The organism is Bacillus sp. NP247 (assembly GCF_018966865.1).
GTDB lineage: Bacteria > Bacillota > Bacilli > Bacillales > Bacillaceae_G > Bacillus_A.
In genome coordinates, this window is record NZ_CP076653.1 from 4,191,445 (window position 1) to 4,205,396 (window position 13,952).

General features: G+C 36.2%; 15 protein-coding genes, 1 other RNA gene and 1 riboswitch. Of the genes, 14 read left to right on the forward strand and 2 right to left on the reverse strand.

The genetic code is table 11. From position 1 onward, the window contains the following. Positions 1–92 precede the first annotated feature (92 nt). A complete protein-coding gene (locus KPL75_RS21900; protein WP_219917768.1) occupies positions 93–284 on the reverse strand; it encodes a YppF family protein in 192 nt (63 codons plus the stop codon). Between the two features lie 177 nt (positions 285–461). Here KPL75_RS21900 and KPL75_RS21905 point away from each other — a divergent pair, with 177 nt between their 5' ends. From KPL75_RS21905 to pbuX, 13 genes are all read left to right on the forward strand, one after another. Beyond that, entirely contained in the window at positions 462–1,268 is an 807-nt protein-coding gene (locus tag KPL75_RS21905; RefSeq protein ID WP_219917769.1) for a YppG family protein, read from the forward strand. 157 nt (positions 1,269–1,425) lie between these two features. After that, the gene (locus KPL75_RS21910) at positions 1,426–1,839 is read left to right on the forward strand and encodes a CotD family spore coat protein (protein ID WP_219917770.1); all 414 of its coding nucleotides are present in this window, start codon (positions 1,426–1,428) and stop codon (positions 1,837–1,839) included. Between the two features lie 56 nt (positions 1,840–1,895). Further along, a complete protein-coding gene (locus tag KPL75_RS21915) occupies positions 1,896–2,450 on the forward strand; it encodes an SLOG family protein (RefSeq protein ID WP_219917771.1) in 555 nt (184 codons plus the stop codon). A 97-nt stretch (positions 2,451–2,547) separates the two neighbouring features. Beyond that, positions 2,548–2,883: a cell division regulator GpsB gene (gpsB, locus tag KPL75_RS21920; protein WP_000622426.1), complete on the forward strand. Its 336-nt coding sequence runs from the start codon at positions 2,548–2,550 to the stop codon at positions 2,881–2,883. Between the two features lie 88 nt (positions 2,884–2,971). Then, an RNA gene (gene rnpB / locus KPL75_RS21925) (RNase P RNA component class B) lies at positions 2,972–3,363 on the forward strand. A 180-nt stretch (positions 3,364–3,543) separates the two neighbouring features. Then, a complete protein-coding gene (locus tag KPL75_RS21930; RefSeq protein WP_002149278.1) occupies positions 3,544–4,683 on the forward strand; it encodes a THUMP domain-containing class I SAM-dependent RNA methyltransferase in 1,140 nt (379 codons plus the stop codon). Between the two features lie 61 nt (positions 4,684–4,744). Beyond that, positions 4,745–4,927: a DUF3921 family protein gene (locus KPL75_RS21935; RefSeq protein ID WP_219917772.1), complete on the forward strand. Its 183-nt coding sequence runs from the start codon at positions 4,745–4,747 to the stop codon at positions 4,925–4,927. 138 nt (positions 4,928–5,065) lie between these two features. Further along, positions 5,066–7,003, forward strand: coding sequence for an ATP-dependent DNA helicase (locus KPL75_RS21940; protein ID WP_002149277.1), 1,938 nt, complete (start codon positions 5,066–5,068; stop codon positions 7,001–7,003). Positions 7,004–7,105: 102 nt separating this feature from the next. After that, on the forward strand, positions 7,106–8,623 hold the full coding sequence (gene ypwA / locus KPL75_RS21945) for a carboxypeptidase (protein ID WP_219917773.1): 1,518 nt from the start codon (positions 7,106–7,108) through the stop codon (positions 8,621–8,623). Positions 8,624–8,671: 48 nt separating this feature from the next. Further along, positions 8,672–9,145 carry a GNAT family N-acetyltransferase gene (locus KPL75_RS21950; protein ID WP_219917774.1) on the forward strand — a complete coding sequence of 158 codons (474 nt, stop codon included), beginning with the start codon at positions 8,672–8,674 and terminating at the stop codon, positions 9,143–9,145. Between the two features lie 154 nt (positions 9,146–9,299). Beyond that, a complete protein-coding gene (locus KPL75_RS21955; RefSeq protein WP_219917775.1) occupies positions 9,300–10,046 on the forward strand; it encodes a type I methionyl aminopeptidase in 747 nt (248 codons plus the stop codon). Between the two features lie 116 nt (positions 10,047–10,162). After that, a riboswitch (purine riboswitch) is annotated at positions 10,163–10,264 on the forward strand. Between the two features lie 107 nt (positions 10,265–10,371). Next, positions 10,372–10,965: a xanthine phosphoribosyltransferase gene (locus tag KPL75_RS21960; RefSeq protein ID WP_002149272.1), complete on the forward strand. Its 594-nt coding sequence runs from the start codon at positions 10,372–10,374 to the stop codon at positions 10,963–10,965. Positions 10,966–10,968: 3 nt separating this feature from the next. Continuing rightward, positions 10,969–12,291 (forward strand): xanthine permease PbuX, encoded by a 1,323-nt coding sequence (gene pbuX, locus KPL75_RS21965; RefSeq protein ID WP_219917776.1) that lies wholly within the window; start codon positions 10,969–10,971, stop codon positions 12,289–12,291. A gap of 14 nt (positions 12,292–12,305) precedes the next feature. On the opposite strand, the gene KPL75_RS21970 is transcribed toward pbuX, so the two are convergent. Then, the gene (locus tag KPL75_RS21970) at positions 12,306–13,469 is read right to left on the reverse strand and encodes a DUF418 domain-containing protein (protein WP_219917777.1); all 1,164 of its coding nucleotides are present in this window, start codon (positions 13,467–13,469) and stop codon (positions 12,306–12,308) included. A gap of 100 nt (positions 13,470–13,569) precedes the next feature. Here KPL75_RS21970 and KPL75_RS21975 point away from each other — a divergent pair, with 100 nt between their 5' ends. Further along, positions 13,570–13,827, forward strand: coding sequence for a hypothetical protein (locus tag KPL75_RS21975; RefSeq protein ID WP_219921181.1), 258 nt, complete (start codon positions 13,570–13,572; stop codon positions 13,825–13,827). Positions 13,828–13,952 lie beyond the last annotated feature (125 nt).

Below are 13,952 nucleotides of genomic sequence, written 5' to 3' on the forward strand. Positions count from 1 at the left end.
TAGGTGGGAGATCAACTGCCCGTAAAAGCCCGATTGGTGAAGGCTAATAATCAGTGGGGATGAACAAAACCCCCACTGATTAAAGTTTCACTTTATGCCTCTGTCACTGTTGTAGGTTTTGTTGCACCGTTTATTTCTAATTCACGTATTATTGTTCGGTAATCTGATATGCATATTTTTCCTTCAAGATAACAATGTCTTGCAAAGTCTAACAGTTCATTCAAATTTTCTGTGTAATACCCCTTTTTTTGAGAAAACGCTTGTTTTAAATCCCCTAATACCATGTTGATTCCTCCCCCATGAGAATCTTCTTCCTTATTATCATAGCATGGAAGGGTTTACTTTCTAATTTTTTTAAAAATTTAAACTTCCGACAAAAAAAGACAGGTACTCCATCACACATTTTATTTTATAGGTACATATTCTATATGTAGAAACTTATGCGAAGGAGGAGAGAATGCATGTTTCAACAACCTAATGTATATCAGCAAGCAAATCCATATGCACAGCAAAATATGTACCAATATAATGAGGATACATATTTACGATATAATATGTATCCTTTCGAGCCTCATTATGGAAACCAAAATTATTATCAACCATTTGAAGTGTCGTTTGGGAATCAACAGCAACAAATGTATACGAATCAACCACAGCAACCGCATATGGATCAGTCGCAACAACCACATATGAGTCAACAGCAACAAGCGTATACGAATCAACCACAGCAACCGCATATGGATCAGTCGCAACAACCACATATGAGTCAACAGCAACAAGCGTATACGAATCAACCACAGCAACCGCATATGGATCAGTCGCAACAACCACATATGAGTCAACAGCAACAAGCGTATACGAATCAACCGCAGCAACCGCATATGAATCAGTCGCAACAAGCGTATACGAATCAACCACAGCAACCGCACATGGATCAGTCGCAACAACCGCATATGAGTCAGCCGCAGCAAATGTATATGAATCAACCACAGCAAGCGTATATGAATTCACAAAACTACATGTCACCAGCTCAATATGTAAATCAACAAGCTATGTTTTATCCACCAAAACAACCATATCCAACGATGAATAAACAAAAGCAACAGCAACAGCAACCAAGTCAGTTTTCTAGTTTTGTTTCACAATTTAAATCATCAGATGGTAACTACGATGTAAATAAAATGATGAACACAGCTGGACAAATGATGAACGCGATGAATCAAGTAACAGGGATTGTTAAGCAAGTTGGGGGCTTTTTTGGTAAATAATAGTAGGGGGTTGTCTATAATAGGTATTACGTATGAAATTGGATACTAGACAAATTTCCATGAAATAAATGGGTGTATATAACAAGCGTCTTTACCCCCTCGCTCATATTGTAAAGTGTAGTCAGATTTTTTTAAATGAGAGAGGAGAGAAAAAACTATGCATCATTGTCATCCTTGCTTTGGAGGGCATAAGCCTGTAGGACCTATTTGTACAACTGCTCCTGTCATTCATCCGACAAAACAATGCGTAACACATTCTTTTTCAACAACGGTGGTGCCACACGTTTTCCCAACGCATACAACACATGTACATCATCAGCAAATTCAAAATCAAAGCTTCTTCCCACAAACAAACTCGAACGTAAATGTTGTAGACCCTGGTGATCCAGGATTTGTTGGTGGATTTGGCGGCGGGTGTGGACCATGTGGTCATGGCCATCACCACCACCACGGGCATCAAATATCTCCATTTGGACCAGGACCGAATGTATCCCCATTTGGACCAGGACCGAATGTGTCACCGTTTGGACCAAATATCGGACCAAACGTTGGTGGAATGTTTAAAAAGTAAATGATATGTTAGAACTAGCAAAATGCTAGTTCTTTTTTTGTAATTGGAGTGTTGATATGAAAGTTGTTGCTGTAACAGGATATAAGCCATTTGAACTTGGAATATTTAAAAATGATCATCCAGGAGTAGATTGTATAAAAAAGGCGTTGCATCGCAAATTAACTGTTTTTGTAGAAGAAGGTTTGGAATGGGTAATTATAAGTGGTCAATTAGGAGTCGAGTTATGGGCTGCTGAAGTTGTTTTTGAGATTCAAGTAGAATATCCAGATTTAAAATTGGCGGTATTTACTCCTTTTTTAGAACAAGAAGAAAATTGGAAGGAAGATAACCGTGAATATTACGAGTTTATTCTTTCGCAAGCAGATCACATTGATAGTATTACGAAACGGAAGTACGAAAGCCCAGAGCAATTTAAATTAAAAAATCAATTTTTTATTGAAAAAAGCGATGCACTCTTAGCTGTATATGATGAAGAAAAGCCTGGGAGCCCTAAATATATTGTAGAAGCAGCTAAGAAAAAAGGAGAAATAGAAAATTATCACAGTTATTTCATTCTTTTTTCTGATTTACAAGATATAATGGAAGAGGAACAGTGGAATAATGCAGAGTAATATGTAATATAGTACTCGTATATTTGATTGACAAAAGGCATTGTTTCTGAAAAAATTTAGTTAATGAAAGCTTTGGCAAAAATTTGAGGTGAAGAAAATGATTTCGGATAAAATTAAATTAACAGCGAAAGATATTTTAGAAAAAGAATTTAAAACAGGTATGAGAGGTTATCAACAAGAAGAAGTAGATAAGTTTCTTGATATGATTATTAAAGATTATGAAGCTTTTCATAAGGAATTTGATCAATTAAAACAACAAAATGCTCGTTTGAAACGTGAATTAGAAGAGCAGAAAGTAGCGGCAACACAAGTTCCGCAACAACCGGTACAAACACCAGTTGCACAACCAGTATATAACAATACGAATACGGATATTTTAAAACGTCTATCTAATTTAGAAAAAGCTGTATTTGGAAGTAAGTTATACGAATAATGTAAGGTGGTAAAAAAGGTTAAAGCATTTTACATAGAAAAAAACATTGCAAAATCTTTTTGTTTCCACTATACTAATGAATGTCATAACGTTTGGGTAATCGCTGCAACGCCAACGTTGTAGAGGAAAGTCCATGCTCGCACGGCCTGAGATGGTTGTAGTGTTCGTGCCTAGCCAAGTCATAAGCTAGGGTATTCTGGCTGTGAGGCTGGTTTAACGGCAGGGAAAAAACCTAAGTCCTTTCGGATATGGTTTGACTACCTTTAAAGTGCCACAGTGACGAAGTCCTTGAAGAAATGATAGGAGTGGAACGAGGTAAACCCCACGAGCGAGAAACCCAAATAATGGTAGGGGAATCTTTTCCAAGGAAATGAACGATGGGAAAGGACAGGTTTTCATAACCTGTAGATAGATGATTACCACCGGAGTACGAGGCGTGGGCCGTTTGCAGTACAAAGGAACAGAACATGGCTTACAGAACGTTATGAACCAACTATGAAATAACTCAGCTCTCCTTTGTTAGAGGAGGGCTTTTTATTTGTATGAAGTTATAAATTGTGAGTTAAAATGGTAAATGAGAATATTCTTCGTAATATGTGATAATTAATAGGACAACATGTTATTAATTATTGTTTGATTATACATAAGAGGTGAATGCAAATGGGAAAAGTTACTTTAATTGCAACAGCGGCAATGGGTATTGAAGCGTTAGTTGCCCGAGAAGTTCGCGATCTTGGTTATGAATGTGAAGTGGAAAACGGAAAGGTGACGTTTGAAGCGGATGAAAAAGCGATTTGTCGTACGAATTTATGGTTACGTACTGCAGACCGTGTGAAAATTAAAGTCGGCGAATTTAAAGCAACAACATTCGATGAGTTATTTGAAAAAACAAAAGCGTTAAACTGGGGAGATTATATTCCAGAGAACGGAGAATTCCCTGTTATTGGGAAATCTTTGAAATCAACATTATTTAGCGTTTCAGACTGCCAACGTATTGTTAAAAAGGCTGTTGTTGAAAAATTAAAAACAACGTATAGACGCACAACTTGGTTTGAAGAAGATGGTCCGTTATTCCGTATTGAAATTGCAATGCTCAAGGATATTGCAACGTTAACAATCGATGCGAGTGGTGTAGGTCTTCATAAACGTGGATACCGTCTCGAGCAAGGTGAAGCGCCTTTAAAAGAAACATTAGCTGCGTCTTTAATTAAGTTAACAAACTGGAAGCCGGATCGTCCTTTCGTTGATCCTTTCTGTGGATCTGGTACAATTCCGATTGAAGCTGCATTAATTGGACAAAATATCGCACCAGGATTTAACAGAGGCTTTGCATCGGATGAATGGGGCTGGGTTGGTAAACAAAATTGGCGCGAAGCTCGTCAAGAAGCTGAAGATTTAGCAAATTATAATCAACCGTTGCAAATCATTGGATCAGATATCGATCACCGTATGATAAGAGTTGCCCAGGATAACGCAGATGAAGTTGGATTAGGGGATCTTATATCATTTAAACAAATGCAAGTAAAAGATTTCACGACAAAAGAGGAATATGGCTATGTTGTAACGAATCCTCCATACGGAGAACGTTTAAGTGAAAGAGCGCTTGTTGAAAAATTATATAAAGAAACGGGAGAGGTATTCCGCCCATTAGATACGTGGTCAATGTATTTATTAACAAGTTATGAAGCATTTGAGAAGTGTTACGGAAAAGATGCATCGAAAAAGCGTAAACTGTTTAACGGATTTATCCGTACAGATTACTATCAATACTTCGGAAAACGTCCACCGCGTAATTCATAGTATAAAACTCCTCCAGCGCGCATATACTGGCTATTATGTAATGCGTAAAGGAGGAAGTGGTATGGATAGTTTCCAATTATCAATGATTCAAAAAGCTATTCACCGTACGTATGATGAGCTCGGAAAAGAAGTGGATATTCAAGGTGCGATTGTATATGAAATACAAAAAGCGCAGGAAGAATATTTGTCAGCTCTTTCACATGAAACAGCGATTGATAAACGGTATTTAAAGTCATTAATATAGAAAAAAATTTTCCTTTTTCGAAAGGGAAATTTTTTTTCGTGTATTTCTATGTATTGCAACAGGGGAAAGTGGCTGCACACATGTGAGTAGCAGTTGCTATATCTTTTTATAGAAAAACTGTTTGGTTGGAGGCTAAGGATGTTTACTGAGAATAGGTTACCATTTGAAGTAGGAAAACAAGATAATTTTTATGATAAGTTGAATGAGTGGATTGGAGATGTGTTTTACGACATTCTTCCGGAAAAAGGCTTTGAAGAGCGTGATGAACAGATTTTTATGGCGTTTCAGTTAGAGCGCGCTTTCCAAGAGAAGAAAGTTATGTTTGCAGAAGCAGGTGTAGGAACAGGGAAAACAATTGTATATCTTCTATATGCAATTTGTTATGCACGTTATACAGGGAAGCCAGCTATTATCGCTTGTGCAGATGAAACGTTAATTGAGCAGCTTGTGAAAGAAGAAGGAGACATTGCTAAGTTATCTGAAGCATTAGGGCTATCTGTTGATGTTAGACTTGCAAAATCAATGGATAATTATTTATGTTTGCGTAAACTTGAAGATGTTATGAGTGGACGAGCTCCAGAAGTAATCGAAGATGTATATTACGAATTACCTCAGTTCGTATTCGATCATGGTACGATGCAGAACTTTACTCACTATGGTGATCGAAAAGAATTTCCACTGTTAAATGACGAGGAATGGTCAAAGGTAAACTGGGATTACTTCCAAGATTGCTTCACTTGTGATTCTCGTCATCGTTGTGGTCAAACACTTTCGCGTGAACATTATCGTAAAGCTGCAGATTTAATTATTTGTTCTCAAGATTTCTATATGGATCATATTTGGACATATGATGCACGTAAACGTGAAGGGCAAATTCCGTTATTACCAGAAAGTAGCTGCGTTGTATTCGATGAAGGGCATCTTGTAGAATATGCAGCGCAAAAAGCTTTAACATACCGTTTAAAACAAACGATGATGGAGCAACTTTTAACGAGATTATTACAAAATGATATTCGTGAAGAGTTCGCACATTTAGTAGAAGAAACAATTTGGCAAACTGAACAATTCTTTGGGGTACTACAAGAGAATAAAAAGGAAATTGAAGGTTCTGATCGTTTAGAAATTACTGTGACAGAAAAGGTAACTGCAGAAGCGAAAAGACTTTATGCGAAAATCGGTGAAGTCGGTGATGCATTAGTATTTGAAAGTGAAATGCATACAGTAAACACATACGATTTAAATATCGTTGATGAGCATTTAGATGTGTTAGAGCATTCACTTCGTCTTTTCATGCACGAGAAAAATGTAATTACGTGGGGTGAAGAAAGTGATGGTGCTTTCACGTTAGTTATTATGCCGCGTGCAGTTGAAGAAGTATTGCAAGAAAAAGTATTCTCGAAGAAAATTCCGTACATTTTCTCATCTGCAACATTATCGGATAACGATTCGTTCGCATTTACAGCAAATAGTCTAGGGGTAAAAGATTATTTATCATTCTCAGTTGCCTCACCGTTTGATTATGAAGAGCAAATGGCAGTAAACTTACTATCGCATACGAAAGAAAATGAATGGGAAAGAAAGTGTCAATATACACTTGAAAATATCCAGAAAACAAATGGACGTACACTTGTATTATTCCGTACAATGCAAGAACTTGCAGCGTTCAAAGAGTATGTAAGTAAAGAGCAAATGTCGGTTCCGTTCTTATATGAAGGGGATCAGGAAATTAGTCAGCTCGTTTCTCGTTTCCAAAATGAAGAAGAGACTGTACTTTGTGCTGTGCATTTATGGGAAGGTTTAGATATTCCTGGTTCATCATTATCACACGTTATTATTTGGTCATTACCATTCCCTCCAAACGATCCTGTGTTTGAAGCGAAACGTAAACATGTAAATGATCCGTTCTGGGATGTAGATGTACCGTATATGATTTTACGTCTTCGTCAAGGAATTGGACGTTTAATTCGTACGAGCGACGATAAAGGTGCTATATCAATCTTCTTATCTGATACGGAAGATGAGAAAGTGATTGCAGCAGTGAAAAATGTATTACCAGTAGAAGGTAAAGAATTATAAGGAAAAAGCTTGGCGCTTGCCAAGCTTTTTTTCTATTACAAAAGGATTTTTCGTTTTCATGTCGAAATAAGTTTGAGGTAGAAAAAGGAGGGTTTTTATACTATGACAGTTGCTACATATGAAGTAGAAACACAATTTTTAACATATGTGAAGAAGATAGAGAATTACGGAGAAGCATTAAGTTTAATGTTTTGGGATTTAAGAACAGGTGCACCAAAGAAAGGTGTAGACCAACGTTCAGAAGTAATTGGAATGCTTTCGTCAGAAGTGTTTGCAATGTCGACTTCAGATGAGATGGGAAAGTATTTAACTGAGTTAGAAGCTTTAATAACTGAAGATAAACTTTCTGAAACGACGAAGAAAATGGTTGAAGAATGTCGTAAAGAATATGATAGAAATAAGAAAATTCCACAAGCGGAATATGAAGCATATGTGAAACTAGAAGCGAAAGCAGAAAGTGTATGGGAAGAAGCTCGTGAAAAGTCTGATTTCGAAATGTTCCGTCCGTATTTGGAAAAAATTGTTGAGTTCAAAAAGAAATTTATTACATATTGGGGTTACGAAACATATAAGTATAATACATTATTAGACATGTATGAGCCGGGTATTACAGTAGAAGTATTAGATCACGTATTTGGTCAACTTCGTGAACGTATCGTTCCGCTTGTAAAGGAAATCTCTGAGTCTAAAAAAGGATTAAAAACAAGTGCTTTATCAGAACATTTTTCAAAAGAAAAACAAAAGAACTTTACATTAGAGCTATTAAAGCAATTGAATTATGACTTTGAAGCAGGTCGTCTTGATGAAACGGTACATCCTTTTGAAATTACATTAAATAGAGGGGATGTTCGTATTACGACTCGTTATGATGAAAAAGATTTCCGTATGGCCGTTTTTGGAACAATTCATGAATGTGGTCATGCTGTATATGAACAAAATATTGCAGAAAAATTTGAAGGTACACCGCTATGTAGCGGAACATCAATGGGTATTCATGAGTCACAATCATTATTCTTTGAGAACTTTATCGGTCGTAACAAATCATTCTGGAAGAAAAATTATGATTTATTAAAAGAGTATAGCGACGGTCAATTTGATAATATATCAATTGATGAGTTTTATGATGCAATTAATGAATCGAAGCCATCGTTCATTCGTATAGAAGCCGATGAACTTACATATCCGCTTCATGTTATGGTTCGTTATGAGCTGGAGAAAGAATTATTTGATGGCACACTACAAGTAAAGGACTTACCAGCGGCATGGAATGATAAGATGGAAACCTATTTAGGTATTCGTCCAGAGAATGATGCACAAGGTGTATTACAAGACGTTCACTGGGCTGGTGGTTCATTTGGATATTTCCCATCTTATGCGCTTGGTTATATGTATGCAGCGCAATTTAAACATAGGATGCTAAAGGATATTCCAAACTTTGATGCATTGTTAGAAGAAGGAAACGTGACATCAATTCGTGAATGGTTAACAGAGAATATTCACCAATATGGCAAAACAAAAAAACCACTTGAAATTTTAAAAGATGTGACAGGTGAAGGTTTAAATGCAAACTACTTAGCTGATTATTTAGAAGCTAAATATAAAGAGATTTATGAGTTATAAAACAGGAGCTGCTTAATTGCAGCTCTTTTTTATGAGGGAGTGAGAGAAATGGACTATATGTTTACAGTAATGTCGCAAGCGGAAGCAGAAGAAATTGCATACAACTGGCATTATGAAGGGGAGTATTCTTTTTATGATATAGAGGCAGATCAAGAAGATTTAGTGGAGTTTTTAGATGCTCATATGAGAGGAAATACTACATTTGTCGTGAAAGAAAATGATATTATAATTGGCTTCTTTAGTTTTTGTAAAATAAATAATCAAACGGTTGATATAGGACTTGGAATGAGACCTGATATAACGGGCAATGGATTAGGTTTACAGTTCGTAAAAGCTGGATTAGATTTTAGTAAAGAAAAATACGGCTGCAATCATATAACATTATCAGTAGCCACATTTAATGAGAGAGCAATTAAAGTATATAAGAAAGTGGGATTCGAAGCGATTGGGACGTTTGCTCAAAAAACAAATGGCGATAGTTTTGAATTTTTGAAAATGAATTATATATGTAAAAATGATTAAGAAACAGAAGGGGGCTTCTGTTTTTTTATTTTGATGTAGAAATAAATGATTTTTGTTTTTGTACTTGTTGTAATTAGAAGTTTTGAAATTTTGGAAGAGGATGTGTATGATTGAAGTTTAGTAGCAAATAGCAAGTTAAGTAAGGAGAGGTAGTATGATTACAATTAAAACGAAAAATGAAATAGATTTGATGCATGAATCTGGGAAGTTACTAGCTTCTTGTCATAGAGAAATTGCAAAAATGATGAAGCCAGGTATCACTACACAAGAAATTGATACGTTTGTTGAAGCATATTTAGAAAAGCATGGTGCCAGGTCCGAACAGAAAGGGTATAACGATTATCCATACGCAATATGTGCATCTGTGAACAATGAAATGTGTCATGGGTTTCCAACAGATGTTCCTTTAAGTGAAGGAGATATTGTGACAATTGACATGGTAGTAAACTTAAATGGTGCGCTCTCGGATTCTGCATGGACGTATATAGTTGGAGATATTTCTGATGAAGCAAAAAGGTTATTGTTAGTAGCAGAGAGTGCTTTATATAAAGGAATTGAGCAAGCGATAAGTGGTAACCATGTTGGAGATATTGGATACGCAATTGAAAGTTATGTAGCTTCTGAAGGGTTTTCTGTTGCAAGAGACTTTACTGGACATGGAATTGGTAAAGAAATTCATGAGGAACCAGCAATTTTTCATTTTGGTAAGCCAAGGCAAGGGCCAGAATTACAAGAAGGAATGGTAATTACAATTGAACCTATTGTAAATGCCGGTATGCGATATTCTAAAGTAGATTTAAACGGATGGACTGCACGGACGATGGATGGAAAATTATCTGCACAATATGAGCATACAATTGCGATTACGAAGGATGGTCCTATCATATTAACGACGTTGTAATATGATAGGTAAGAGTTTGTAAAAATCGAACGAAAACGGTGTTTTCATAAAGTTTGTACGTATTTTTACGATAAATGCTTTTCAAAGTGAAAAAAGTGCGTTATAATCCTTCTATAAATAAATAAGTTAGCTACACTCATATAATCGCGGGGATATGGCCTGCAAGTTTCTACCGAAGTACCGTAAATACTTTGACTATGAGTGAGGACGAATATATTTGCTTGTTTAGCATTCTTTTTTGCGAAACTCCAAAAGCACGTCTCTCACTTGTAACGAGTGGTGGCGGCTTTTGGAGTTTTTTATTTGCATAAGAGGAGGAACTAACATGAAAGTATTACAAGAAAAGATTTTGAACGAAGGAAAGGTTTTATCTGGTGATGTATTAAAGGTAGATGCATTTTTAAATCATCAAATTGATCCAGTACTTATGCAAGAAATCGGAAAAGAATTTGCTAAGCGTTTTAAAGAAGAGAACATTACAAAAATCGTAACGATTGAATCTTCAGGCATTGCACCAGCGGTTATGGCTGCTTTAGAGCTTGGTGTAAAAGTAGTTTTTGCAAGAAAGCGTAAATCGTTAACGTTACAAGATAATATGTATGTTGCGAAAGTATACTCATTTACAAAACAAGAAACGAACGAGATTTCATTATCTCGAAATCATATCGATGAAAATGATCATGTACTAATTATTGATGACTTTTTAGCAAATGGTCAGGCTGCTTTAGGTTTAATGAGCTTAGTAGAGCAAGCCGGGGCAAGTATTGCGGGAATTGGCATTGTTATTGAAAAAGCATTTCAAGATGGAGGAAAGAAGCTGCGTGAACAGGGTGTTCGTGTTGAATCACTAGCAGAAATTGCATCACTTGATAACGGCACAGTTACATTTGTACAGCAAGAAACTGCGGAGGTGAAATAAGCGATGAAGCAACATCCATTTAAAATCGCATCGCTAGGTATGCAGCATATGCTTGCTATGTATGCGGGTGCAATTATCGTTCCACTTATTGTGGGCGGCGGACTTGGCTTAAATCAAAAAGAGTTAACATATTTAGTCTCAATTGATTTATTAATGTGCGGCGTTGCAACAATTTTACAAGCATTATCAAATCGCTTTTTCGGTATTGGACTTCCAGTTGTACTAGGTTGTACATTTACAGCGGTTGGGCCGATGATTGCAATTGGGAAACAATACGGCGTGTCTTCTATTTATGGAGCAATTATTGCTGCCGGTTTGTTTGTTGTTATTTTTGCGAAATTATTTGGAAAGCTTGTAAAATTATTTCCCCCTGTCGTAACAGGGTCTGTTGTTACCGTAATTGGAGTTACACTTGTTCCAGCAGCGATTAATGATATGGCTGGCGGAGTAGGAAGCAAAGATTTCGGAAGTCTTGAAAACTTAGCGTTAGCATTTGGAGTATTATTATTTATCATCATTATGTATCGTTTTTTTGATGGTTTTATACGTTCTATTTCTATTTTATTAGGTCTTTTGTTCGGTACAATCGTTGCAGCATTTATGGGAAAAGTAAGCTTGCAAGCGGTTGGAGAGGCAGATTGGTTCCATGGTATTCAGCCGTTTTACTTCGGTACACCAACATTTGAATTAACGCCAATTATTACGATGATTCTCGTTGCTTGCGTAGGGATTGTGGAAGCAACAGGTGTATATTTTGCATTATCTGATATTTGTAATAAAAAGATCGGTGAAAAAGAATTAACAAAAGGTTATCGCGCAGAAGGATTAGCGATGGTGTTAGGTGGTATTTTTAACGCATTTCCATATACAACTTACTCTCAAAACGTAGGACTTGTTCAATTAACAGGAGTAAGAAATCGCGTTATTATTTATACTTGTGGCGGTATGTTAATTGTTCTTGGGTTCATTCCAAAAATCGCAGCTATTACAACAATCATTCCGAAATCAGTACTTGGTGGTGCGATGTTAGCGATGTTCGGCATGGTTATGGCATATGGCATTAAAATGTTAAGTAGCGTTGATTTTGGAAAGCAAGAAAACTTATTAATTGTTGCATGCTCTGTCGGAATCGGACTTGGTGTTACAGTTGTTCCAACGTTATTCTCGCAGCTTCCTGAAAACATTCGAATTTTAACAGATAACGGGATTGTACTTGGAAGTGCATCAGCAGTGCTTTTAAATATTGTGTTTAATATGGTGCCGCATCGCAAAGTAAAAGTAAAAGAAGAACCAGTCTCTATGCAAAGTGCAGTAAGAGAAGCGTAAAAAGCAAGGTCTCATTAAGAGACCTTGCTTTTCTTTTTAAGTGGCATCATTTTACCGTACGTACCAAGGCGCCAAATGTATTCAAGTGGCCCGTATTGATAACGAGAAAGCCACCAGCGGCTAATGAAGATTTGTAGCGTGTAGAAACCGATGCAAAATAATGGCCCGACCCATAATGGAGCAGGATAATAATTTTTGAAAAATAGACCGAATACAAGTAATGTAATAATTGTATGTGAGATGTAATTTGTTAACGCCATTCGTCCAACGTATTGGAATGGACGTAATAATGCTTGCCATTTTTCTTTTTGTAATAAGCGCATCAGCGTGAAAATGTAGAAGATGAATAATGTTTTCCCGCTAAACATTGTAAAGGCCTGCATATAAAATGGTTCATAAGATGGTTTTGATAAGAAGTAACGGACCATGAAGAACCACATTGGTAATGTCAAAATGAACATAATGATTTGCCATTTTTTAAGCTTTGGATCTAACTCTTTCGTGCGGCGGAAAATATCTTTTTTGCCGGCGTATAAACCAAGTAAAAATAGTCCAACTGTTTCTGGGAGCATGAATACATTTAGTCCAATTCCTTCAGAATAAAATGCATGGAAACGATTTTGTATTTGTGACACCCAGTCTTCAAGTGGCATGATCGGTAAGGAAAACCCTAACTCTGCCTTTGGTACTAATGCAACCACTATACTAGCGATTAGCATGAAAAATTGAAAAATACTTAGTAAAACTAATGCCCAAATCAAAATAGCACGAGGCTCTCTCTTATAAAATAAGAATAAGAAAAATCCAGCAATTGCATAACTATGTAAGATGTCTCCGTCCCATAAAAGAACGTAATGCAAGAAACCAAATAATAATAAAATGAGCAAGCGGCGAACAAATAAAGTTTTCGGACGATCTGTTTTCGCCTCAGCACGATTCATAAAAATATAAAAACCTAATCCGAATAAAAACGAAAAAATTGTATAAAATTTAGTTTGAATAAACATATCGTAAAATAGGCGGATGTAGCTGTCTATCCCTTCGTAAATTCCTGAAATGTCACGTGAGTCAACCCCGGCGATAACGGGCCAGTTAACAAGAAAAATGCCAAGTACAGCTATTCCTCTAATAATATCGATGGAGTGTATCCTCTCGCCTTGCGTGAGATTTTGTGTCATTATTTTCCTCCTTGTTAAGTAATTCCCTTTTATTATACAAAATGTAAAGGGAAGGGTATATAGGTTATTTCCAATTTTTAAAACTGTTAAGATGTGTGTTATGAGATATAATAAGAGTGCACAGCAAGTTTTAAACTTCTTTAAAACAGGCAGTAAAGCTCCTTTTCCCGAAGGAGCTTTCTTTTTTATAAAATTGTTGATAATGATTCTCTTTAATGATAAAATATATTTAAAAGTGATAATCATTATCAAAAAAGGTTGGTGTGTTAATATGGTATATGCACTTGTAGTAGGTACGGTTGCTATATATGTTGGTGTTACAAAGTATGTTTTAAATGGAGTAGGAACAGCAAAATGAATGATATGACATAAAATCCCTTTCATCTGTAAAAAGAATGAAAGGGATTTTTTATTTTTTAATGAGAATATGCTGAAAATTTAGTATGATAGTAAAGTGAAACTGTAATCAGTGTGGAGGTTCAC